Here is a 24,119-nt window from a genome sequence, read left to right as displayed (position 1 = left end):
AGCCCTTTGTCGTTCTGTTGGTTACGTTCAGCAGGCGTGCAAGGGGCTTTGATATGTTATGGGCATCAATATCATTAGCCATAGCAATTGGTGCTCATGTATAATAAAGCGTAATAGACATAGATTACTAGGGTTAAGTCTCTCTTTTTCAGGCAATGCTAGGAATAGATTGTCGTATACACAATTACGGCATGCTTGAAGAGGAGGGTATCGTAATGAAGCAAATGTTAATAATTACTGATGGCTGCTCTAATGTGGGAATGAGTCCAATCGTTGCAGCCGCTCACGCAAAATCAGAGGGGATTACGGTGAATGTCGTTGGTGTCGTTGATCAAGGTGATCTAGGAGAATATGGCGCGTCCGAAATTCATGAGATTGCTAGAGCAGGTGGTGGATTAAGTAGATTAGTGGAAACGAAGGAACTAGCGCAGACCGTGCAGATGATGACGCGAAAAACCGTTGTTCAAACGATTCAGCTTGCTGTACAGCGTGAGCTTCAAGCCGTGCTCGGCAACGATTCTATCGAAGCTCTGCCACCTGAGAAGCGGGGAGAGGTTGTACAGGTGATGGATGAGCTGACCGAATCCAGCTCACTGCAGGTTGCACTGCTTATTGATGCGAGTGCGAGCATGAAGCCAAAGCTTGCTTCGGTGGAGGAATCAATCCACGATCTTATGCTTAGTTTACAAGCTAGAGAAGGAAAAAGTGAAATTGCAGTCTTTCATTTCCCAGGCTCGAAGCAGGAGGATTGTGTATTAGACCTCGACTGGACGACTCATTTAAAAGGGGTGCATTCGATTTTTCCGAAGCTACATATGAGCGGAACGACACCTACAGGCCCTGCGATGATGAAGGTTATTGAATATTTTGTACAGCATAACGACTCCAAACGTCGTTCAGAAATGGAAGGGATGCTGGGTGACGACGTCGTTTAAGCTTCCTATAAAAAAAGGAAGCATCATTACGGGGAAATGGAAGAATGGACAGTATCGAGTAGAGCGATTGCTAGGTGAGGGAGCAAACGGGAGTGTATATCTGGTGTCCAAGGGCTGGCAATCGTACGCATTGAAAATGGGTGCGAGCTCGATTGACCTTCAATCTGAAATTAATGCACTGAAGGCTCTCTCTGGCGATGATTCATCTCGGAGATCATATTTAATGGACGTGGATGACTGGATTACGCCACAAGGGAAAGAAGTGCCCTTTTACACGATGCGATACGTAAAAGGGCTGAATATGGCAAATTATATAGCCCAGCACGGAGCAGATTGGTTTCCGCTGCTCGGCTTGAATTTGCTTCGCAGCCTTGGAGAGCTTCATCGTGAGCGATGGATATTTGGTGACTTAAAGCTTGAAAACATTATTGTTGGCGAGTATGGTGAAGTAGACTTAATTGATTTCGGAGGAGCGACCCCCTTTGGAAAGGGAGTCAAACAGTTTACAGAAATCTATGATCGCGGCTATTGGAACGAGGGCTCAAGATCTGCAGATGCAGCCTACGACCTCTTCTCCTTCGGCGTGCTATGCTTACAAGTGTTTGCTCCGCGCAAGCTGGCCCAGCTGTCGAAGGAGCTGCTTCCACAAACTCGTTCAGCTGAGCAGCTGATTGAGCTAGCGCGTGAAATTCCTCAACTTGCGCCTTATCGTAAATGGCTGGAGCAAGCCTTTGATGGTGGATTCTCACATGGTAAGGAAGCAGCCTCAGCCTGGCGGGCTATTACCCATCAGCGTAAACCTACAGTTAAAAACACAGCAACTCCTCGCTGGCTAAAGGTAATGATTGCGATATCGATTGTATCGCTCTGCATTACTGCTTCACTTTATGCACTTGATTACACCGGATTATTAAGGTAGAGGATGATGGATGCGATGGGCATCATGGATGAATTAACAGCATCGTTATTAAAGGATCAATCGATTGATAAGTCTGGCAGCATCGTTGTTGCCGTTTCAGGTGGTGCAGATTCGATGGCGCTGCTCCATATTCTGCACCAGCTTGCTCCAAAGCTTGGTCTGACATTGATTGCAGCTCACGTGAATCATGGCTTTCGTGAGCAATCGCTTGCTGAAGCGGAGCTCGTACGCAGCTACTGCATGGAGCGAAACATATTATGTGAAATGATTGAGCTGGACATGCCTGCGTACTTGGAGCAAACGAACGAGAACAGCCAAGCAGCATCACGCAAGCGCAGGTATGCGTTTTTCCATGACGTCGCACAGCGCTACGGAGCTTATGCCATTGCTCTTGCACACCATGCTGATGATCAGGCAGAAACTGTACTTATGCATGTGCTGCGAGGCTCGGGCTTGTCTGGGATAAGCGGTATGCAAAATCGGAGAAACGAAAAAAACGTGGAACTAATCCGCCCCTTGCTACGTATGAGAAAGAATGAGCTTATCTTGCTCTGTCAGCAGGAGCAAGTGCCTTATTTAGAAGATAGCAGCAATTTTTCTAGAGATTATCATCGCAATGAGCTTAGATTGGATGTTATTCCGTTGCTTGAGCGCTATAATCCTCAGCTCGTTGACTCGCTAGGCCGTCTAGCTGAGATTGCTAGTGAAGAGGACGCATGGCTGCAGCAGCAGACAGAAGATAGATTTAGACAGCTTGTATCGAAGCAGGAGCAAAGCTTTGTCGTTTCATGTCATGCTTTATGCAATGAACCGATTGCTTTACAAAGGAGATTGATTAAACTAATATTAAGTTATCTGTCTCAAGAAGCAACAACGATATCATTTGATGGGATAGAGCGTATTAGACATATCGCAGCCAATCATGCGCATCAGACCTATCGTATGGACGTTGGCGAAGGAATAATGTGCATTCGCGAATATGAAATGTTACGATTGGTACATATTAAGCATTATGAACGTCTCAGATCGACATCCACGTCTTTAAGCATGGCATTGGAGCAGCTTCCATGTAAGCTTCAATTCGGCAAATGGTTGATTCATGCTGATATTATTCCGTCTGATGAGCTTCCTCAGCTTCAATCGAAGCACGAAGCCGCCTTTGATGCAACAATTTTATCCTTTCCACTTCACATTCGTTCAAGAAAATCAGGCGATCGAATGCAGGTTTTAGGATTAAATGGCACGAAAAAGGTGCAAGATATGTTCGTGGATGGAAAGATAGCACTTGCTGAGCGTGATACATATCCGATTATCGTCGATCATGAGGACCGTGTATTATGGGTGCCTGGGCTGCGCAGATCATCTATTGGTCTTGTTCAATCGCATACAAGGCTAATTGTTTTCATTCAATGCTCGAGGCATACGTGAGAAGATTCATGCTTGACCAATGAATAGGAATGAACTTCAATTCGAAACATAACATAGTTAAATGTAGGGGGATTACCAGTTGTTAAACGATATTCAGGATGTACTATACAGCGAAGAGCAGATTCTAGACAAGGTAAAAGAGCTTGGGGAGCAGTTAACGAAGGATTTCGAAGGTCGTAATCCACTAGTAATCTGTATCCTTAAAGGCGCGTTTATCTTTATGTCTGATCTTGTAAAAGAAATAAAGGTTCCGCTTGAAATTGATTTTATGGCGGTATCAAGCTATGGTCAGTCTACAAAATCTTCAGGCGTCGTAAAAATTATTAAAGATCTTGATGTGTCTGTTGAAGGTCGTGACGTCCTCATTGTAGAAGATATTATAGATAGTGGTTTGACGCTTAGCTACTTAATCGATGTGCTGGAGCATCGCAATGCAGCTTCCGTTTCGGTCGTTACATTGTTTGACAAGCCTGCCCGTCGCTCAGTGAAGCTTGAGCCGAACTATAAAGGGTACACATTGCCAGACGAGTTTGTTGTCGGCTATGGGCTAGATTATGCGGAAAAGTACCGCAATCTGCCATTTATCGGCATTCTTAAGCCGGAAGTCTATTCATAACACCTCGCATGTTGCCTCCAAGCAGCTTCTATTGTGATGGAAAGTCATGCTATGGTAAAATATTTTAAGCGTCTGAGAGGAGGTAGGGGATGAAACGGTTCATCCGTAATACAGGTTATTATTTAATTATTTTTTTAGTTACAATTGGGATCTATAATTACATCAGTAATACAGGTGAATCTTCCACACCTTTAAGATACGATGAGCTAGTTACAGCGATCGAATCGGGCAATGTGGCAGAGTTAACATTAAAGTATGAGGATCAGTCCTATCTAGTAACGGGTAAGTATATACAAGCGCCAGACGGCGGTAATGCCAGCTTCACTTCTCGTGCTGGGACGGCCTCGCTTGATCAGATTGAAGATTTAAGGCAGCAGTATAATTTCACCTTGAAGTACGAGAAGATGAAAACAACGGGCTTCTGGACGAATTTCTTTATTACGATCATTCCGTTCGTGCTTATTTTTATTCTGTTCTTCTTCCTAATGAATCAAGCTCAGGGTGGCGGCGGCAAAGTCATGAACTTCGGTAAAAGCCGTGCAAAGCTCTACAATGAAGAGAAGAAGCGTGTAACGTTCCAGGATGTAGCTGGTGCAGATGAAGAGAAGCAAGAGCTTGTTGAGGTTGTTGATTTCTTGAAAGACCCTCGCAAGTTTAATATGGTAGGTGCGCGTATTCCGAAAGGGGTACTACTAGTCGGACCTCCGGGTACAGGTAAAACATTGCTTGCACGCGCAGTAGCGGGTGAAGCAGGTGTTCCATTCTTCAGTATTTCAGGTTCTGACTTCGTCGAAATGTTCGTAGGGGTCGGTGCATCTCGTGTGCGTGACCTATTCGAAAATGCGAAGAAAAATGCACCTTGTATTATCTTTATTGATGAAATTGACGCTGTTGGTCGTCAGCGTGGCGCTGGTCTAGGCGGTGGTCATGATGAGCGTGAGCAAACGCTGAACCAAATGCTAGTTGAGATGGACGGCTTCGGAGCGAACGAAGGTATTATTATTATCGCTGCAACGAACCGTGCAGATATTCTTGACCCTGCATTATTACGTCCAGGTCGTTTTGACCGTCAAATTACAGTTGACCGTCCAGATGTTAAAGGACGTGAAGCAGTTCTTAAAGTTCATGCACGCAATAAGCCGCTGACGAGTGAGGTTCAGCTGGATGTCATCGCTAAGCGTACAACAGGCTTTAGTGGTGCGGATCTCGAGAACCTACTGAACGAAGCTGCGCTACTAGCTGCTCGTCGCAATAAAAAAGAGATTAACATGGTCGATATTGATGATGCGATTGACCGCGTTATCGTTGGTACTGAGAAGAAAAGCCGTGTTATTAGTGATCGTGAAAAACGCATCGTAGCTTATCACGAAGCCGGACATACGATTGCAGGCTACTTCTTGGAGCATGCTGACCAAGTGCATAAAGTAACAATCATTCCACGTGGACGCGCAGGCGGATACGTAATTATGCTTCCGAAGGAAGATCGTATGCTCGTTACGAAAAACGAATTGCTTGACCGTGTTTGTGGTTTGCTTGCAGGCCGGGTTGCCGAGGAGCTGTTTATCGGAGAAATCGGTACTGGTGCATACAGTGACTTCAAACAAGCAACGGGTATTGTTCGCAGCATGATTATGGAATATGGTATGAGTGATCGTCTTGGACCGATGCAATTCGGTAATTCTCAAGGTCAAGTATTCCTAGGACGCGATCTTGGTCATGAGCAGAATTATTCCGATGCCATCGCTTATGAGATCGATCAAGAAATGCAAACGATCATTAACAGCTGCTATGAGCGTACGAAAAAGCTATTGCAGGAGAAAAGTGATGAGATGCATTTGATTGCTCAAACGCTGTTAGAGGTTGAAACGCTAGAGATCGAGCAAATCAAATCATTGATTGATACAGGCGTATTGCCAGAGCCATTCTCAGGCGGTTCAAGCAGCACTCCAGCAAGCAATGGCGACTCAGCAGAGGAAGTAACGTCTTCTGAACCAATCGTTGATGAAATTGGAGATGTTAAGGTTCGTATTCAAACGCGTGATGCGAATGAGCCAATCGCTGAGCAGGATGTTGTTGAAGAGAAGGAAGTAGGTAAGACTATCTCCGACGAAGACAACAAAAAAGACTCTTAGAGGAAGTTCAAAAAGTACAGCTTTGATCACGAAGTAATACACTGGATGGTTATTCGGCATCGAATATGGAACGCTACCGAAAACTCCGGTGCTCACGTACCAACAACGTACGCTGTGCTCCTCGTTTTCTAGTTTCGTGCCATCTTCTCGGTGCTGAAAGCTGAACTTTTTGAACCTGATTGAAGAGGAAGTCAAAAATTCCGGCTTTGATCACGAAGTATGACTGTATGCTTATTCGGCATCGAATTTTGAATTCAGCCGAGCTTTCCGATGCTCACGTACCAAAAACGTACGCTGCGCTTCTCTAGCTCTAGCTTCATCCAAACTTCTCGGTGCTGAAAGCTGAACTTTTTGAACCTTATTGAAGAGGAAGTTCAAAAGAACACCTTTGATCTAAATAATGACTGTATTCTGTTTCTTGGCAACAAGGACAGAATACAGTTTTTTTGTATCGCCTTTCGCTCTTATTTCGGGCCATCGAATAAATTTGTTAAAGAATGATGAACATTTGGTCCTAATTCCATTGACATGTGCTTGCAACACATGTAAATTAAATCTTGAAACATTAAGAAATTGTTCACAATCTTTCATTATTCAGAGGAAGCGACTTGGGAAAGTAAGTGCATGATTTCACAAAGTCGTTAAGAATAGGGTTATTATTGCTCACTTAAGGAGAGGATCATTGTGGAAACTTTAGCGATGGAACGCAAGCAGGAACAAAACCGATTATTGCGTGAACGACTGATGGAGCTTAAAAAGGAACGTAATGCCATTATTTTAGCGCACTATTATCAGCGCGATGAGATTCAGGAAGTTGCCGATTTCCGAGGGGATTCTTTCTTACTGGCACAAAAAGCAGCAGAAACCGATGCCGAGGTTATTGTTTTTTGCGGCGTTCATTTTATGGGCGAAAGCGCAAAGATTCTAGCTCCGAACAAAACGGTAATTATCCCTGATGAACGTGCCGGCTGCCCGATGGCAGATATGGTTAATGTAGACGGACTACGCAAGCTAAAAGCTCAGCATCCAAATGCAAAGGTTGTTACTTATATTAACTCTTCTGCAGAGATTAAAGCTGAAACCGATATTTGCTGTACCTCAGCGAACGCGGTGAAGGTCGTTAATTCTGTAGACGCGGATGAAGTTATCTGGGTTCCAGATAAAAACTTAGGACATTACGTTCAGCAGAATACCGACAAGAAGATGATCATCTGGGAAGGGTACTGTAATACGCATGACATGCTGACCGTAAAAGACGTAGAAGAAATGAAAGCCAAATATCCAAACGCACAGTTCGTTGTTCATCCAGAATGCCGTCCTGAGGTTGTAGCTCTCGGTGATTTCGTAGGAAGCACAACAGCTATACTTAAATATTGCAAGGAATCTCCTTGTCAGGAGTTTATTGTTGGTACAGAGGACGGCACAGGCTACCAGCTTCGTGTGGACAGTCCGAATAAGCAATTCCACTTTGCATCCAAATACCTTGTATGCCCGAACATGAAAGTCAATAACTTAAAGAAGCTAGTTAAATGCCTTGAAACGATGCAGCCTGAAATTTTTGTGCCAGAACATATTGCAGACCAGGCGCGTCAATCATTGGAGCGCATGCTACTTGTAAAGTAGCATGCGTTGTTCCTATTCTAAGGAAATATAGGGGGTACCACGGTGATTCCAAGATACTTAGTGGATATCGATATTGATGCATTACCAGTGGTTGATACAGATGTTATTGTCATCGGAGCAGGAATTGCAGGCTTATTTACAGCACTTCGGGCAGCAGGTGAAGCGCAGTCCGTCGTTTTAGTTACAAAAAAATCGCTGCTAGACAGCAATACTCGTTATGCTCAGGGTGGAATTGCAGCGGTTATTTCCGAGGATGATTCCCCAGAGTATCATCTTCAGGATACGCTCGTTGCAGGCGCAGGCTTATGCGATCGAGAAGCCGTTGATGTGCTTGTCCATGAGGGACCGCTCGGCATCGAGCATTTAATTAAGCTTGGAACGCAGTTTGATAAAGAGAATGGTGAATTTGCACTTACGCAGGAGGGCGCCCATAGCCAGCGCCGTATACTTCATGCCAATGGCGATGCAACCGGCTATGAGATTGTTCGTGCGCTTTCTGAGAAAGCAATTAGTGAACCAGGCATTGACGTGTGGGATAACCATTTCGTTATCGATTTAGTTACGGCAGATAACGTATGCTACGGCGCCATTGTGCAGCGCAGCAACGGAGAACGTGTTTTCCTTCGCGGCAAGTCCACGATATTGTGCTCTGGCGGTGCAGGACAGCTCTACCGCTACACAACGAATCCAGAGGTTGCTACGGGTGATGGTGTGGCGATTGCTTACCGCGCAGGGGCTAACATTCGAGATATGGAGTTTACGCAATTTCATCCAACGGCTCTATGCTATCCAGGAGCTCCACGCTTCCTTATTTCAGAAGCGGTGCGCGGTGAAGGGGCTTTTTTGCGTAATATTAAGGGCGAGCGCTTTATGGAGAAGTACCACGAGCAGCTGGAGCTAGCGCCTCGTGATATTGTTGCTCGCGCCATTGTAAGCGAGATGGAAGAAACGAAAAGCACCTTCGTATACATTGATATTACTCATCAGTCTGAACAGCTGATTAAGCATCGTTTCCCAACGATTTATCAATATTGTCTCGCTTATGGTCTTGATCTAACATCAGACTGGATTCCTGTAGCTCCGGCTATGCACTACATGATGGGCGGTGTACAAACCGATCTGCATGGAGAAACGAATATCGCTAGATTGTTTGCCTGCGGTGAGGTGTCATCGACGGGTGTTCACGGCGCGAACCGATTGGCTAGCAACTCATTATCGGAAGCCGTCGTATTTGGCAGTCGCATCGTTGACCGCATCGTGAAGCTTGCGCCGATTGAAGCTATGCCATCTATTGTGTACAAAGCTGAGCGTCAGCCCCATGCGATGCAGCCCTTCGTGGAACGTCGTCTAAAGCTGCAAAAGGTGATGGTACGTCACACAGGCTTAAAACGCAGTCGTCAAGGCCTGCAGCGCGGTCTGGAGGAATTGAACCGCCAGCGAGCAATTTTTGACACGGTGCTTATGGAGCGCGAAGAGTTTGAATTTGCCAATATGCTTACTTGCGCACTGCTTACGACCTCGTCAGCATTATATCGAGAAGAAAGTCGCGGGGGTCATTATCGTGAGGACTTCCCTCATCGTGATGACGAGCGCTGGTGCAAGCATACGATTATTAATCGCAACCAGGATCAGTTAAAGGAGTGGATCGAGTATGTATGAATGGACGACGGGCGGCTATGCTGAGGAACTGAAGCAACAAATTCGCAGCTGGCTAGCTGAGGATATTGGCAGCGGAGACGTAACAACGGAGACAACTATACCGGCACACTCCCAAGCAAAAGCTATTATCCATATGAAGGAAGACGGTATTATTGCGGGCATACCGATTGCAAGGCTCGTATTCGAAGTCGTTGATCCAGCGCTAGAATTCAAGGCTCTTGTACAGGATGGAGATGCCGTAACGAAGGGTACCGTAATTATAGAGGTCGAAGGCAGTACAAGAAGCTTGTTAACGGGTGAGCGCTTAGCGCTTAACTTAATGCAGAGATTGTCAGGTATTGCAACGAGAACGAATCAGTATGTCAATGCACTAAAAGGATTACCAACGCGCTTAGTTGATACGAGAAAAACAACACCTGGCCATCGCATGCTGGAAAAGTATGCTGTGCGTGTAGGCGGCGGACATAACCATCGCTTTGGCCTTTACGATGCAGTTATGATCAAGGATAATCATATTAAAGGTGCAGGAAGCATCACAGCAGCCGTGCAGTCAGCGCGTAAGTCTATTCCTCACACGATGAAAATCGAGGTAGAGACGGAATCGATGGAGCAAATTAAAGAGGCACTGGCATGTGGAGCCGATATCATTATGCTTGATAATATGAACGCTGAAGCCATGAAGCAAGCCGTAACGTATATTAAAGCTCAATCTCCACATGTTATAGTAGAAGCTTCCGGTGGAATTACGCTGGAGTCAATTTATGAGAAAGCTTCAGCAGGGGTAGATGTCATTTCTGTCGGGGCGTTAACGTATTCCACTCAAGCTTTAGATATTAGTCTGGACTTGAATGAGAAGAAGGGTGGAGCAACTGCATGATTTTAGTCATTGATGTTGGCAACACAAACATCGTGCTCGGTATTTATCAGCATAAAGAGCTTTTACATCATTGGAGAATTAGTACGAATCGATCCGGAACGGTAGATGAGTACGGTATGGCAATTCATAATTTGCTTCAATATGCAGGTCTTCGATTGGACAGTATAGAAGGAGTAGTGATCTCGTCTGTCGTTCCTCCACTAATGGGACTTTTAGAGCAGCTATGCTTGAAGTATATGAAAAAGACTCCGCTTATTGTAGGTCCGGGCATTAAAACTGGCTTAAATATTCGTTATGAGAACCCACGTGAGGTAGGCGCCGATCGAATCGTTAATTCTGTTGCAGCCATCGAAAAGTATGGGGCGCCTCTAATCGTTGTTGATTTTGGAACAGCTACAACATTTGACTATATCGACGGTGATGCTAACTATTTGGGTGGTGCAATTGTACCGGGTATTGGTATCTCAACCGAGGCATTGTATCAACGAGCGGCTAAGCTGCCGCGTATCGAATTAACGAAGCCAAAAAGCGTTATTGGCAGAAATACGGTTCATTCTATGCAAGCGGGTATTATTTACGGTTATGTTGGACAGGTTGATGGTATCGTCAATCGCATAAAAAAGGAATTTAACGTACAGCCGAGAGTCATCGCTACAGGCGGGTTAGCAGAGCTGATCTTTGCTGAATCAGAAACGATTGAAGAGGTTGATTCTATGCTAACACTCGAGGGCTTGCGTATTATATATGAACGAAATCAGGAGTGATGACATGGCTGAGCAATTGAAAGATATACTAGTACGTGGTACGGCTTGGGGCGGTAAATTACGCGTATTCGCTACACGTATGACAAACACCGTAGAAGAAATGCGTGTTCGTCACCAAATGTTTCCTACCGCGACGGCTGCAATTGGTAGAACGAGCATTGTGGCGGCTATAATGGGTGCGATGCTGAAGGGCAAGGAACGATTAACGATTCAGGTCAAAGGCGACGGTCCTATCGGTCAAATCGTTGTCGATGCCAACGCAGACGGTGAGATTAGAGGCTATGTAGATCACCCTCAGGCACACCATGCAAGCAATGAGCATGGCAAGCTCGACGTTGCAGGAGCGGTAGGAACATCAGGCAACATTTATGTTACAAAGGATTTGGGCTTAAAAGAGCCTTACAGCGGTAGTGTGCCGATTATATCGGGAGAGCTGGGGGAAGACTTTACGTACTACTTCAGCGTTTCGGAGCAAACGCCTTCTGCTGTTGGTGTAGGCGTGCTTGTTGACGTGGACAATTCCGTTATTCATGCGGGAGGCATTATCGTTCAAGTGCTCCCAGGCCTAAGCGATGAGGAGCTAACTCGTCTGGAGCAAGCTGTTGCTGCACTTCCGCCTGTAACAACGTTGCTGGATCAAGGTGAGACGCCAGAAGGCATAATAAAATGGTTAGTCGGAGACGAATTTAAGATTCATGATGAGATGGAAATCCGTTTTCAATGTAAATGCTCAAGAGATCGCGTAAGCACAACACTACTAAGCATTGGAGCAGACGAGCTGCAGTCCATCATTGATGAAGACGGGCAAGCAGAGCTGGTCTGTCACTTCTGTAATGAGAAATACCATTTTAACAAAGAGCAGTTAGAGCAATTACGAGATCAAGCAAGATCGTCATAAGGATTTGACCTTAATGAAGAAATACAATGTGTTAAAGGTGGTCGTCATCGCTCAAGCGATTGGAATGATCGCGCTAACCGTTCTATTCATATTGCATTACGTTCCCTACCTAACGACAGGGAAGGATAACAGCGAAGCACAGCAGATGACGGGTAGCAGCGATGCCGAGGATGAAGAAGTTATCGCAGTTATTGCAGATCATCAAATTACTAAGCAACAATTAATTAACGAACTGCTTGAGCTCTATGGTGATCGAGAGCTTGAGCAGATGCTTATCCATCATGCCATTGAGCTTGCGGCTGAAGAGAAAGGTATTACGCTTTCTGCTGATGAGCTTTCACAGGCTATTAAAGAAGCAGCAAGCGGCTATGAGAATGAAGAATCGTATTTTGAGCTAATGCGCAGTCAACTGGGGCTCTCCCAGCAAAGGGTGGTCGCAGACATTGCCGATCATGCACTGCTTATGAAGATCATAACGGCCTCCGCTAACATAAGCGAGCAAGAAGTTAATGATTTTATTGCTGAGCATATGGAAGAGCTAAAGCCGAAGCAGCGTCTTGACCTAAGCTGGATTTTAAGTCCAACCTATGAAGACGCTGATAAGGTCATGCAGCTGCTTCACAAAGGCAATCTCTTTTCAGATCTGGCGAAGAGCTTTTCGATAGACCCCTATAGTGCTGAGCAAGGTGGCAGTCTCGGAGAAATCGAAAGCGATGATCCTTTTTATGACGAGCGGATGCTGCAAGAAGCGATGCAGCTAAACGTTGGTGATATTGTCGGACCAATTGAAATAAGTGAAGGATATGCCATTATTCAACTGCTTGGAAGACAAATAGAAAATGAAAAGTCAGAAGATGCTATAAGAGAATGGGCGAGAACGCAGTTAGCATTGCAGCAGATCGGATCATTATCCGAAGCTAAGCAGCAGCTGCTGAATCAATACGTTACGGTGATCCGAAAATAATTACACATTTATTCCATTTAATCGCACAATGATATTGACAAACATACGCACGCATTGTTAAGATATTAGTATCAAAGCCAACTAAATTAGTCGGAATAAGGAGGATTTATTCTCATGGCAAGAATTGTACAAAGCGTTACTGAACTTATTGGTGATACACCACTGGTACGTCTTAATCGTTTAGTTCCTGAAGGTAGTGCAGAAATATACGTAAAGCTTGAATATCAAAACCCTGGTGCAAGCGTAAAAGACCGTATTGCGATTAGCATGATTGAAGTTGCAGAGCAACAAGGTCTAATTAAACCAGGAGATACAATCGTTGAACCAACGAGTGGTAACACGGGAATCGGTCTTGCACTAGTAGCTGCAGCTAAGGGCTATAATGCAATTCTTGTTATGCCGGAAACGATGAGCATCGAGCGTCGCAATCTGCTTCGTGCTTATGGTGCTAATCTTGTTCTGACTCCAGGCTCCGAAGGTATGAACGGCGCAGTACGTAAGGCAGAAGAGCTTGTTGCAGAAAACCCAGGCTACTTTATGCCGCAACAATTCAAAAACCAAGCCAACGTTAAAATCCACCGTGAAACAACTGGTCCAGAAATCGTTGAAGCGATCAACTCACTAGATGGTAAGCTAGACGCTTTCGTTGCAGGGATTGGAACCGGCGGTACGATTTCAGGTGCTGGCGAAGTGTTGAAAAATGCATTCCCTAATATTAAAGTGGTAGCAGTAGAACCTTCAGGCTCTCCTATTCTATCTGGCGGTAACCCAGGACCACATAAAATTCAAGGTATCGGAGCTAACTTTATTCCAGATATTTTGAATCGTGAAATTTATGATCAAGTCATTACAGTTGAAAACGAGGAAGCATTTGAATACGCTCGTCGTGCTGCGAAAGAAGAAGGTATTCTATGCGGTATTTCCTCTGGTGCTGCGATTAGCGCTGCTCTTCAAGTTGCGAAAGAGCTTGGTGCTGGTAAGCGTGTTGTAGCGATCGTTCCAAGTAATGGTGAACGTTACCTAAGTACGCCACTTTTCAACTTCGACAACTAATAGAGATATGTTCGATCGAGTAGAGGTATACCATGACATTGTGGTACTCCTCTACTTTTTTTGTTGAGGAGAGACCTGCTATAATAAGCTAACTAGCGATAAACCTTTATTTTTACGAGTCATTTTTGTATACTAGGCGAAAGTAAAACAAACGACAGGAGCTAGTATAGATGTTAACGTCTTGGCAATCATGGCAGGAGTGGCACAGAGATGGAAGCTACACGAGCCTTCCATATATGAAAAGATTAGAGCTCGATTGGTTCGATTATGGCTATGTGCCAGCATGGACGGAAGTTTGGCAGGACGCTTCTCCCTACGCATTTGTACTTGAGAGCGGCAAGGTCGGACGTTATACATACGTTGGCTTGTCACCTCAAAGCATCATCCACGGGACTGGAGAAGTAGCTCAAGTGCTAGATTTCGAGGAGGAAGGCGACCAGGCAAGCCCTTGGTCAGTCGTAAAGGGTAAGCCGTTAGAGGTTGTGCGTGAGTGGATGAAGCCTTATGTTAGCCCAAGAGTAGCGGGAGCTCCCAAATTTAGTGGAGGCTGCGTTGGGTTTTGGGGCTACGATGTCGTACGAAGCATAGAGCGTTTGCCACAGCAAGCATTGCGAGATATGTCGATACCTGATTATTTGTTCATGAGAATGGATGAGGTGTGGGTGCTCGATCATGAAGAGCACGCGGTATATTGTATTGTTCATCGCCATATTGACCCGAAGTGGAGCGAGCAGGAGCTGCGCAGCTGCTATGAACGAGCTGCAGGTCATGCAGACAGCATGGCAGATTACTGGCTAACATGGTTTGAAAGTGAGCAGCAGCGCTCTGCCGCAGAGCAGGAGCGTATGCGCAAGCTTGCTCATATCAAGCAGCAAAGCCTTCATATTAATGTAGAAGAAGTGCAGGATCTGTCATCGCCGTTCGAAAAAGAGCATTTTATTGCAGCAGTTGAACGGATCAGAGATTATATCGCTGCTGGTGATGTGTTTCAGGTTAATCTTTCCCAGCGTCAAAGCAAGCAGCTGACAGGAAAGCCTGAGGAGCTGTACGAATGGCTACGCTGCTTTAATCCTTCACCGTATATGGGTTATATTGCAACGCCAAGCTTTCAGATCGTATCGGCTTCACCAGAGCTGCTTGTGGAGCAGGTAGCGGGTAAGCTTGTAACGAGGCCCATTGCGGGTACGCGCAGACGCGGTAAGACCGATGAGGAGGATGCGCGCTTTATTGAAGAGCTGCTTAGCAATGAAAAGGAGAAGGCTGAGCATATTATGCTCGTCGACTTGGAGCGTAATGACCTTGGCAGAGTGTCCGCCTATGGAAGCGTCAAGGTGGAAGAGTTAATGGTTATTGAGCGATATTCCCATGTCATGCATCTTGTGTCGCAGGTCGAGGGGCAGCTTGCAGAGGGCAAAGATTTATTCGATGTCATCGCTGCGGTATTCCCAGGAGGTACGATAACAGGAGCTCCGAAAATTCGCACGATGGAGATTATTGAAGAGCTCGAGCCTGTACGCCGCGGTCCATACACCGGCTCCATGGGGTGGATTGACTATAACGGCGATATGGAATTTAACATTATTATTCGTACGATGATGATTGAACAGGATCAAGTTCATGTACAGGCTGGCGCAGGCATCGTCATTGATTCAGATCCTGAGCGTGAATATTATGAATCATTAAGCAAAGCGAAGGCGCTGTGGAAAGCCATTCAATATAGCGAGACCTACCAATCATAACAAAGGAAGGAAGATCCCAATGATCCTTGTCATTGATAATTACGATTCTTTTACTTATAATCTAGTGCAATATCTCGGACAGCTAGGTGAAGACATTATCGTTAAGCGTAACGATGAGATAGATATCCCCGGAATAGAAGCACTTGCGCCAGACCATATTATGATTTCACCTGGACCATGTTCACCGAACGAGGCGGGGATTAGCCTGCAGGTTATCGATCACTTCAAAGGTGTAATTCCGATGATCGGTATATGTCTTGGACATCAATCGATCGGGCAAGCGTTTGGTGGCGAAGTTGTGCGTGCTGAGCAGCTAATGCACGGTAAAACCTCACAGATTCATCATGACGGTAAATCTTTGTTCGAGGGGCTGCCATCTCCATTTACAGCGACACGCTATCATTCGTTAATTGTCAGACGCGAATCACTGCCTGATTGCTTGGAGATTACTGCTGAGACGGAAGAAGGAGAAATTATGGGCTTGCGTCATAAACAATATCCAATCGAAGGCCTACAATTTCATCCAGAGTCAATTATTACAGAGCACGGACTGCGTATGCTCGAGAACTTCCTTAAGCAGCGCGCTGTGAAAGCATAAGAGCAGATACGGTGAGTATGATGAGTATAGTTTATCTCAATGGACAAATGATGAATGCAGAGGAAGCTATGGTCTCCGTCTATGACCATGGCTTTTTGTACGGATTAGGACTGTTCGAGACATTTCGAACTTACGGCGGTCACTGTTTTTTATTGGAGCGACATATGAAACGGCTTCTAGAAAGCTGTGATCAGCTAGGCATTCAGCTTCGTATGAACGCAGCAGATGTTCAGCAGGCCGTAGGCGAGCTGCTGCAGCTCAATAAGCTAGAGGATGGCTATGTGCGTTTAACGGTAAGTGGAGGTATGGGAGAGCTGGGGCTGCCTTCAGAGGATTATGATCAAGCAACAGTCGTTATCATGGTAAAGCCGCTGGGAGCGATGTCTGAAGAAGTCTGGAATACTGGAAAGGCATTGCAGCTGCTTCAGACAAGAAGAAACACACCGGAGGGGCGTTATCGGTTTAAATCGCTCCACTACATGAACAATATACTAGCCAAAAGAGAGCTGCTATCCCTTGGAACGCGAACAGCTGCTGGTGCTGAAGGACTGATGCTCAGTGAAAAGGGAATACTGGCAGAGGGAATCGTAAGTAATCTGTTTTTCGTGCAGGATGGGGTCATCTATACCCCTCATATCGATACAGGGATTCTACCTGGCATTACGCGTCAATACGTCATCGAGCTGGCCAGGCACTTATCGTACGAGGTTAGAGAAGGTCACTATGACTTTGAAGCACTATGGAACAGCAGTGAGGCATGGATGACGAACTCCATACAGGAGCTTGTTCCTGTGACGACATTGATTACGACAGCAGGTGAGAAGCAGCAGCTGTCGGGCGGGGAAGCAGGACCGATCTGCAGGCAGCTGACAGCAGCCTATCGAGCGTCTATTGATAAGCAGATAGAAAGCTAAAAGCTACAATACATAATACAGATGAGGTGAATAGAGCGTGAGTGCACCTACGTTTTGGAAAAGAAGCTATACGCTTAACAATGATGTTTCGCTTGAGCTCGGCAACCGCACGTTAATTATGGGAATATTGAATGTGACTCCGGACTCGTTCTCAGATGGAGGCAAGCATAACACATTAGACCTGGCTGTTGCTCATGCACAAAAGCTGATTGAGGATGGGGCCGATATTATTGATATCGGAGGAGAATCGACAAGGCCTGGCTTTACGCCTGTATCTGTTGATGAGGAGCTGGAGCGAGTCATTCCGGTCATACAGGCTATCGCAGCAAAATTTCCCAATATCCCGTTATCCATTGATACGTATAAATCAGAAACGGCAGCGAAAGCCTTAGACGCTGGCGCTCATATTATTAATGATATATGGTGTCTTAAGTATGATGGACAGATGGCGGATGTAGCGGCTCAGTACCAATGTCCAGTTATATTGAATCATAATCGTGAGAACTCCGACTATGCTGCGGTTGTGCCGGATGTTGTCTCTGACTTGAAATATAGTGTCGAGCTTGCGCTTGCCGCAGGGGTTAAGCACGAGGACATATGGCTTGACCCAGGCATTGGCTTTGCGAAGGGCTATGAGGAGAATATGGAGGTTCATGCGCATTTAGATCAAATTCATGCGCTTGGGTACCCTGTATTGCTTGGAACATCGCGCAAAAAATTTATTCGAGATACGCTTCAAGTAGAGGCATCAGAAACGTTGGAGGGAATCATTGCCTCGAACGTGATTGGTATAGCGCAAGGCTGTCAGATCGTACGTGTGCATGATGTTCAAGCGATGAAAAAGGCTGCAATGCTCGCTGATGCGATATTGTATCGCATCTCGAACAAGAAGGAGCATAAGTAATGGACAAGATGACGTTAAAGGGAATGCGTTTTTTTGGATATCATGGCGTATTTCCAGAGGAAAATCGTTTAGGTCAGCAGTTTTTTGTTGACCTTGAGCTGCTGATGGATATGAAGCAGGCTGCACGAACCGATGAACTGGAGTATGCACTTGATTATTCAGCTGTTCACGCATTCGTTAAACAAATCGTAGAAGGAACCCCATTCAAGCTGCTAGAAGCACTAACCGATCATATTGCATCGCGCGTTCTAGAGCATTATACTATTGTGAATGAAGTGACGGTTAGAGTAACAAAGCCGCACCCTCCTTTTGAAGTGTACTTTGATGGTGTAACCATCGAGATGAATAGAAAGAGAGACGATTATGTCTAAGTCGACAGCACGTAATACTGCATATATCGCGCTCGGCTCCAATATGGGGGATCGTGAGCAATGGCTGCTGCAAGCTTTAGATGCATTAAACAAACGGGAAGAGCTTACTATTACTGCAGTATCGGCAATTTACGAGACGGATCCTGTAGGCTATACCGAGCAAGATGCATTTTTGAATATGGTTATTGAGGTAGAGACAACCTATTCTCCACATGAGCTTCTGCAGCAACAGTTAAAGATTGAGAATGAGCTTGGAAGAGTTCGACAGGTCCAATGGGGGCCAAGAACTATTGATCTAGATCTTCTGCTGTACGATAATATGGTCTTAGAGACAGAGCAATTAATATTGCCACATCCTAGAATGATGGAGCGGGCGTTTGTATTAGTTCCACTCCGCGATGTGCTTACTGAAAATCACGTTCTATACAGTCAGGTTGAACAGATCGCCAAGGAAGCGCTGCACTCAAGAAAGGAAGGCATTACAATATGGAAAACGATCAATTGGCTCAACGTGTAAGAGCATTTCGCAAATTGAAGGGCTACACGCAAATTGAGCTAGCTGAGGAATTAGGCGTATCCGTCGCTGTACTCGGCTCATTAGAGCGCGGTACAAGAAGAAATGACCCTAAGCTGCTAAGGCTTATCGCCAATAAATTAGAAATTAGCTATGAAGAGTTAGTGACGGTCAAAGGGGAGTAGGACACATGCTGAAAATCGGGAACATCGAGATGAACAATCAAGTCGTTCTTGCTCCGATGGCAGGCGTGTGCAACCCAGCATTTCGCTTAATCGCTAAAGAATTTGGTGCAGGCTTAGTTTGCGCAGAAATGGTGAGCGATAAAGCAATTCTTCACGGCAACAAGCGAACGATGGAAATGTTATATGTCGATGAGCGTGAAAAGCCGCTTAGCCTTCAAATCATTGGAGGTGACCGGGAATCGCTTGTCGAAGCTGCGAAGGTCGTAGATAAACAGACGAATGCTGATATTATCGATATTAATATGGGCTGTCCGGTACCAAAGGTTACAAAATGCGATGCAGGTGCACGTTGGCTGCTGGATCCGAATAAAATTTATGAGATGGTATCTGCAGTAGTTGAGGCGGTAGAGAAGCCCGTTACAGTTAAGATGAGAATTGGCTGGGACAGTGAGCATATCTATGCCGTTGAGAATGCGCAAGCAGTAGAGCGTGCTGGGGGAAGTGCAGTAAGTGTTCATGGACGTACACGAGAGCAGCAATATACGGGAAAAGCCGATTGGAGCATGATTAAGCAAGTGAAGCAATCGGTATCGATCCCCGTTATCGGTAACGGAGATGTCTTTGAGCCTGAGGATGCTCGTCGTATGCTTGATGAGACGGGTGTTGATGGCGTAATGATTGGCCGCGGTGCACTAGGCAACCCATGGATGCTATATCGTACGATTGAGTATTTAACTTCGGGGCAGCTGCCGAGCGATCCGACACCTGAAGAGAAGATCGAAGTGGCTATTCTTCATATGGATCGTTTAATTGCACTGCGTAATGAAGCCGTTGCTGTTCGAGAAATGAGAAAGCATATGGCTTGGTATCTTAAGGGACTGCCAGGAGCCGCCCGCGTAAAAGATCAAATCATGGAAGAAACAAGTCGTGGTCGCTTGGTCGAAATACTGAAGGAATTTGTTGCATCCTTAAATAAGGGGCAATGAGGCTTAAGAGGTAATTATGGCTGGTTTATAGCCTTTCGTTGAAGTGTTAAGTGCGTAATTTTGTAGACGATGGGACATGTTATTTGGATAATACAAGAAATGTTGACTGATTTTTCATATCCAATTGACATATCCTCTTCTAATGCAATATAATCTTGCAATATATATTGTAAACACTTTAACGGGCATGTTCAAACATATCTGTAATATATTAATTATCAGTGAATTCATACACGGTATGAAAATAAGTCACATGACAGGGGACTTGGATGATGAATGATAAGGAAACTATTCTAACTCAGGACGGACTGAAAAAGTATGAAGAAGAATTAGAAAACTTGAAGTCCGTCAAGCGTCGTGAAGTTGCTGAACGTATTAAAATTGCGATTGGCTACGGTGACATCAGTGAGAACTCTGAGTATGAGGACGCAAAAAATGAACAGGCATTTATCGAAGGTCGTATTATTACATTGGAAAAAATGCTTCGCAATGCAAGAATCATTAACAATGATGAAATCGACGTTGATATGGTAAGTGTAGGCTGTACGGTAACGGTAGAGGATTTAGAATTCGGTGACCATGTGGACTACACCATTGTAGGTACTGCGGAATCTAATCCATTTGAGAATAAAATCTCTAACGAGAGCCCACTTGGCAAAGCAATTCTAGGTCAAAAGAAAGGAACGGTTGTAGAAGTTAACGTTCCTGCTGGCAATATTCAATATAAAATTGTAGATATCAAAAAATAAGGTATAATGTGTTTAAGAGAAAGCTTCCTTAAGGAAGCTTTTTGAACGTTTACCGCAAGATTCAAGGAGATGAGTAGATTGGAACAAGATAACCAAACGCAAGAACTAAGTGAATTGTTGCAAATCCGTCGAGACAAGCTTGACTCGCTTCGAGAGCTAGGTGTAGATCCGTTCGGTAAAAAGTTTGAGCGTTCGAATAACGCGAAAGAATTGCTCGATGCATATGCAGAAGTAGACAAGCCTCAGCTAGAAGAAATGAATGTATCCGTAAGCCTTGCTGGTCGTATTATGCAAAAGCGTGGGATGGGTAAGGCGAGCTTTGCACATATCCAGGACTTAACGGGCCGTATCCAAATATACGTACGTAAAGATACAGTTGATGCTGACAAATTTGCAGCGTTTGAACTGTTAGATATCGGTGATATTGTAGGCGTTAAGGGAACGGTGTTCAAAACAAACACTGGAGAGGTTTCGGTTAAAGTTTTGGAGCTTGAGGTCTTGTCCAAGTCTTTGCTGCCACTGCCAGACAAGCATCATGGCTTGAAGGATGTTGATTTGCGCTATCGTCAACGCTATGTTGACCTTATTGTAAATCCAGAAGTACAGCAAACCTTCATCTCTCGTTCCAAAATTATCCAGTCTATGCGTCATTACTTGGATTCACTTGGATACTTAGAAGTCGAAACTCCTACGCTGCACTCTATTGCAGGCGGAGCTGCCGCACGTCCGTTCATTACACACCATAATGCACTGGACATGCAGCTATATATGCGTATTGCGATTGAGCTTCATCTAAAACGTCTTATCGTAGGCGGTTTGGAGAAAGTGTATGAGATTGGTCGCGTTTATCGTAATGAAGGGATGTCTACGCGTCATAATCCTGAATTTACAATGATTGAGCTATATGAAGCATACGCTGATTATAAAGATATTATGGCGTTGACTGAAAATATGATTGCTCATATTGCACAAGAGGTGCTAGGCACGACGAAAATTATGTACCAAGGTGTAGAGGTTGATCTAACACCGCAATGGCGTCGCGTAAGCATGGTTGATCTTGTTAAAGAAGTGACAGGTGTAGATTTTAGCCTACAGATGTCAGATGAAGAAGCACATGCGCTAGCTAAAGAGCATAAAGTTCCAGTTGAGCCGCATATGACATTCGGACATATTGTCAATGCGTTCTTCGAGCAATTCTGCGAGCACACATTAATCCAGCCTACCTTTGTAACGGGTCATCCGGTAGCCATTTCACCACTAGCTAAGAAAAGCGAAGCTGACCCTCGTTTTACGGATCGCTTCGAGTTGTTTATTGTTGCTCGTGAGCATGCCAATGCATTTACCGAGCTTAACGATCCAATCGATCAACGCGAGCGCTTTGAATCACAGCTTACAGAGCGTGAGCAAGGGAATGACGAAGCGCATGAAATGGATGAAGACTTCCTGCGTGCATTAGAGTACGGTATGCCACCAACAGGTGGACTGGGAATCGGTATCGATCGCCTAGTTATGCTGCTTACCGATGCACCATCCATTCGTGATGTACTGCTATTCCCTCATATGAGATAAGGATGAGTTAAGACCAACGCTTTTTTCGCAAGAATAACTTAAAAAACTCTGTCATCGTGTATTGCGGTGTCAGAGTTTTTTTGTTTTTTGTAACGAAATGCACATTTACTAGTCGTATGTAGAGAAAGGAGGAACGATGCTGATTAACTTTAAGATCATTTATGAAAAGCATTTTAGAGATGTCTATCGATTTATTTACTCGCTATGCGGGGATGAGAGCTTGGCAGAGGAAATCACGCAGGAGACCTTTCTTAGAGCTTTAAAGCATATCGACTCATTTCAAGGTAAATGTCAAATGAAGGTCTGGCTATGTCAAATTGCTAAAAACATATTCTTCACACACCAATCGAAGCGGAAGAGGATAAGCGAATGTGAGATAGACATGGATAACAGCTTAACGAGTCAAGATCAGCCGCTAGTTAAAGCATTAGCTCAAAAAGATGAAGCGCTTCGCATTCATAAAATAGTACATAGACTTAAAGAGCCATATAAAGAGGTGTTTACACTTCGCATATTCGGTGAGCTATCTTTTGCGGAAATTAGTCAATTGTTTAACAAGAGTGAAAGCTGGGCAAGAGTAACCTTTTACCGAGCTAAGCAAATGATTCATCGAAGAATGGAGGAGGAAGGAAGCTTTGAGTAAAGACACATGTGGTGTAATACAAGATTTGTTGCCGCTATATATTGACGAGGCATGCAGTGATCAGAGTAAAGAGTTGATTATAGAGCATTTGACTACTTGTGCAGCATGTACCGCACAGCTTAAGACGATGAAGAACGAACTGTCGCTCCCCCTACAACAAGAAACAGAAGAGCAGGACGTTCAAGCGATTCAATCTCTGGCAAAAGTGTGGAGGAAAACAAAACGGTTTGCGTGGATAAAAGGGATTATAGTCGCTACCTTAACATGCGCGCTTTTTGTTACAGCATACCTCCTATTAACCGAATGGAAAATCAAATTGGTGCCTGCAGAAAATTTTGAGGTTAGTCATGTATATCAGCTATCAGACGGTTCTATCACATATTGGCTAAGAGCAACAGATGGCTATGAGCTTCAAATGCTTAAGCCAATCTATGATGAACAGGGTAATGCATATATCCAGGGATATCGACCGATTGTAAAGAGGAAGGCAACGATTACATATGGACTTCATAACTATATTCATCGTATGGAACTAAATCCTTTACATCGTATTACTGTTAATGAAACGTATAGGAGCGAGCCGAATTCGAATGATGAATTTACGTTTAGCTTGAATCAAAGCAATGATATAGATTCCAGCAATCCAATGATTGATCTAAACCGTACAGAGCTGAAAGCTATATATTACGGTACGAAGGATGATCACCTGTTAATTTGGAAGGAAGGGATGGAAGTACCGCAGGCAAGTGAAGAGTTAGAGAAGTATTGGTTCGATCAAGAGCAGATAGAGAAGCACTTACCTAACGAGTTACTTGAGTAGGCAAGAAAGTGAGCATTCCAAAATAGCGGTTAGGTAGCATATGATATGCTGTAGCTAACCGCTATTGTTGGTGATTATAAGGAAAAGTAAAAAACTTTATAAAAAAGCTTGCATTTAAAGTTCGATTCGTGGTATATTATTTCTTGTCGCCGCGAGAGATCGCGACAGACACACAAAAACAAAACGTTCGAGTCACACTCGCAAGATGAGATGAGAACGACATTGTTCCTTGAAAACTGAACAACGAGTAAGAACTGCC

At 44.7% G+C, this 24,119-nt stretch carries 24 protein-coding genes; all 24 read left to right on the top strand.

Features of this window, described 5'->3' with window-relative positions; all coding sequences use genetic code 11:
- Positions 1 to 215 precede the first annotated feature (215 nt).
- The 24 genes from M3180_RS21310 (at position 216) to M3180_RS21195 (ending at position 23,860) form a co-directional block, all read left to right on the top strand.
- Positions 216 to 935 carry a vWA domain-containing protein gene (locus tag M3180_RS21310; protein WP_251671263.1) on the top strand — a complete coding sequence of 240 codons (720 nt, stop codon included), beginning with the start codon at positions 216 to 218 and terminating at the stop codon, positions 933 to 935.
- The gene (locus M3180_RS21305; protein WP_251671261.1) at positions 919 to 1,854 is read left to right on the top strand and encodes a protein kinase domain-containing protein; all 936 of its coding nucleotides are present in this window, start codon (positions 919 to 921) and stop codon (positions 1,852 to 1,854) included. Before M3180_RS21310 ends, M3180_RS21305 begins: the two co-directional genes overlap by 17 nt.
- 15 nt (positions 1,855 to 1,869) lie before the next feature.
- On the top strand, positions 1,870 to 3,282 hold the full coding sequence (tilS, locus tag M3180_RS21300; protein ID WP_251671259.1) for a tRNA lysidine(34) synthetase TilS: 1,413 nt from the start codon (positions 1,870 to 1,872) through the stop codon (positions 3,280 to 3,282).
- Between the two features lie 79 nt (positions 3,283 to 3,361).
- Positions 3,362 to 3,898, top strand: a complete 537-nt coding sequence (gene hpt / locus M3180_RS21295; protein WP_251671257.1) for a hypoxanthine phosphoribosyltransferase — start codon at positions 3,362 to 3,364, stop codon at positions 3,896 to 3,898.
- Positions 3,899 to 3,987: 89 nt separating this feature from the next.
- Positions 3,988 to 6,030 carry an ATP-dependent zinc metalloprotease FtsH gene (gene ftsH / locus M3180_RS21290; protein WP_251671255.1) on the top strand — a complete coding sequence of 681 codons (2,043 nt, stop codon included), beginning with the start codon at positions 3,988 to 3,990 and terminating at the stop codon, positions 6,028 to 6,030.
- A gap of 684 nt (positions 6,031 to 6,714) precedes the next feature.
- The gene (gene nadA / locus M3180_RS21285) at positions 6,715 to 7,653 is read left to right on the top strand and encodes a quinolinate synthase NadA (protein WP_251671253.1); all 939 of its coding nucleotides are present in this window, start codon (positions 6,715 to 6,717) and stop codon (positions 7,651 to 7,653) included.
- 42 nt (positions 7,654 to 7,695) lie between these two features.
- Positions 7,696 to 9,312, top strand: coding sequence for an L-aspartate oxidase (gene nadB, locus M3180_RS21280; protein WP_251671251.1), 1,617 nt, complete (start codon positions 7,696 to 7,698; stop codon positions 9,310 to 9,312).
- The gene (gene nadC, locus M3180_RS21275; protein ID WP_251671249.1) at positions 9,305 to 10,189 is read left to right on the top strand and encodes a carboxylating nicotinate-nucleotide diphosphorylase; all 885 of its coding nucleotides are present in this window, start codon (positions 9,305 to 9,307) and stop codon (positions 10,187 to 10,189) included. The genes nadB and nadC overlap by 8 nt, the downstream gene beginning before the upstream one ends.
- Entirely contained in the window at positions 10,186 to 10,953 is a 768-nt protein-coding gene (locus M3180_RS21270) for a type III pantothenate kinase (protein ID WP_251671247.1), read from the top strand. The genes nadC and M3180_RS21270 overlap by 4 nt, the downstream gene beginning before the upstream one ends.
- 4 nt (positions 10,954 to 10,957) lie before the next feature.
- Positions 10,958 to 11,851 carry an Hsp33 family molecular chaperone HslO gene (gene hslO / locus M3180_RS21265; protein ID WP_251671245.1) on the top strand — a complete coding sequence of 298 codons (894 nt, stop codon included), beginning with the start codon at positions 10,958 to 10,960 and terminating at the stop codon, positions 11,849 to 11,851.
- Positions 11,852 to 11,864: 13 nt separating this feature from the next.
- Complete coding sequence (locus M3180_RS21260; RefSeq protein ID WP_251671243.1) at positions 11,865 to 12,815, top strand: peptidylprolyl isomerase; 951 nt, start codon at positions 11,865 to 11,867, stop codon at positions 12,813 to 12,815.
- Between the two features lie 114 nt (positions 12,816 to 12,929).
- Complete coding sequence (gene cysK / locus M3180_RS21255) at positions 12,930 to 13,868, top strand: cysteine synthase A (protein ID WP_251671241.1); 939 nt, start codon at positions 12,930 to 12,932, stop codon at positions 13,866 to 13,868.
- Positions 13,869 to 14,038: 170 nt separating this feature from the next.
- Complete coding sequence (locus M3180_RS21250) at positions 14,039 to 15,607, top strand: anthranilate synthase component I family protein (RefSeq protein WP_251671234.1); 1,569 nt, start codon at positions 14,039 to 14,041, stop codon at positions 15,605 to 15,607.
- Between the two features lie 19 nt (positions 15,608 to 15,626).
- Positions 15,627 to 16,205, top strand: coding sequence for an aminodeoxychorismate/anthranilate synthase component II (gene pabA / locus M3180_RS21245; protein WP_251671232.1), 579 nt, complete (start codon positions 15,627 to 15,629; stop codon positions 16,203 to 16,205).
- A gap of 17 nt (positions 16,206 to 16,222) precedes the next feature.
- On the top strand, positions 16,223 to 17,119 hold the full coding sequence (pabC, locus tag M3180_RS21240; RefSeq protein WP_349774503.1) for an aminodeoxychorismate lyase: 897 nt from the start codon (positions 16,223 to 16,225) through the stop codon (positions 17,117 to 17,119).
- Positions 17,120 to 17,156: 37 nt separating this feature from the next.
- On the top strand, positions 17,157 to 18,023 hold the full coding sequence (gene folP, locus M3180_RS21235; RefSeq protein ID WP_251671230.1) for a dihydropteroate synthase: 867 nt from the start codon (positions 17,157 to 17,159) through the stop codon (positions 18,021 to 18,023).
- Positions 18,023 to 18,394 carry a dihydroneopterin aldolase gene (gene folB, locus M3180_RS21230; RefSeq protein ID WP_251671228.1) on the top strand — a complete coding sequence of 124 codons (372 nt, stop codon included), beginning with the start codon at positions 18,023 to 18,025 and terminating at the stop codon, positions 18,392 to 18,394. Before folP ends, folB begins: the two co-directional genes overlap by 1 nt.
- Positions 18,387 to 18,911 (top strand): 2-amino-4-hydroxy-6-hydroxymethyldihydropteridine diphosphokinase, encoded by a 525-nt coding sequence (gene folK, locus M3180_RS21225; protein WP_251671226.1) that lies wholly within the window; start codon positions 18,387 to 18,389, stop codon positions 18,909 to 18,911. The genes folB and folK overlap by 8 nt, the downstream gene beginning before the upstream one ends.
- Positions 18,881 to 19,093 (top strand): helix-turn-helix domain-containing protein, encoded by a 213-nt coding sequence (locus M3180_RS21220; protein ID WP_251671224.1) that lies wholly within the window; start codon positions 18,881 to 18,883, stop codon positions 19,091 to 19,093. Before folK ends, M3180_RS21220 begins: the two co-directional genes overlap by 31 nt.
- A 5-nt stretch (positions 19,094 to 19,098) precedes the next feature.
- The gene (gene dusB / locus M3180_RS21215) at positions 19,099 to 20,079 is read left to right on the top strand and encodes a tRNA dihydrouridine synthase DusB (RefSeq protein ID WP_251671222.1); all 981 of its coding nucleotides are present in this window, start codon (positions 19,099 to 19,101) and stop codon (positions 20,077 to 20,079) included.
- Positions 20,080 to 20,351: 272 nt separating this feature from the next.
- The gene (gene greA / locus M3180_RS21210; RefSeq protein WP_251671341.1) at positions 20,352 to 20,828 is read left to right on the top strand and encodes a transcription elongation factor GreA; all 477 of its coding nucleotides are present in this window, start codon (positions 20,352 to 20,354) and stop codon (positions 20,826 to 20,828) included.
- Between the two features lie 78 nt (positions 20,829 to 20,906).
- Positions 20,907 to 22,397 (top strand): lysine--tRNA ligase, encoded by a 1,491-nt coding sequence (lysS, locus tag M3180_RS21205; RefSeq protein WP_432806966.1) that lies wholly within the window; start codon positions 20,907 to 20,909, stop codon positions 22,395 to 22,397.
- A 136-nt stretch (positions 22,398 to 22,533) separates the two neighbouring features.
- Positions 22,534 to 23,040: an RNA polymerase sigma factor gene (locus tag M3180_RS21200; protein ID WP_251671218.1), complete on the top strand. Its 507-nt coding sequence runs from the start codon at positions 22,534 to 22,536 to the stop codon at positions 23,038 to 23,040.
- On the top strand, positions 23,033 to 23,860 hold the full coding sequence (locus M3180_RS21195; protein ID WP_251671215.1) for a zf-HC2 domain-containing protein: 828 nt from the start codon (positions 23,033 to 23,035) through the stop codon (positions 23,858 to 23,860). Before M3180_RS21200 ends, M3180_RS21195 begins: the two co-directional genes overlap by 8 nt.
- Positions 23,861 to 24,119: the final 259 nt, after the last annotated feature.

Source organism: Paenibacillus camelliae (assembly GCF_023715345.1).
Classification (GTDB): domain Bacteria; phylum Bacillota; class Bacilli; order Paenibacillales; family Paenibacillaceae; genus Pristimantibacillus; species Pristimantibacillus camelliae.
The sequence above is the reverse complement of the archived record's forward strand: the minus strand, read 5'-3'. Positions and strand labels throughout refer to the sequence as shown.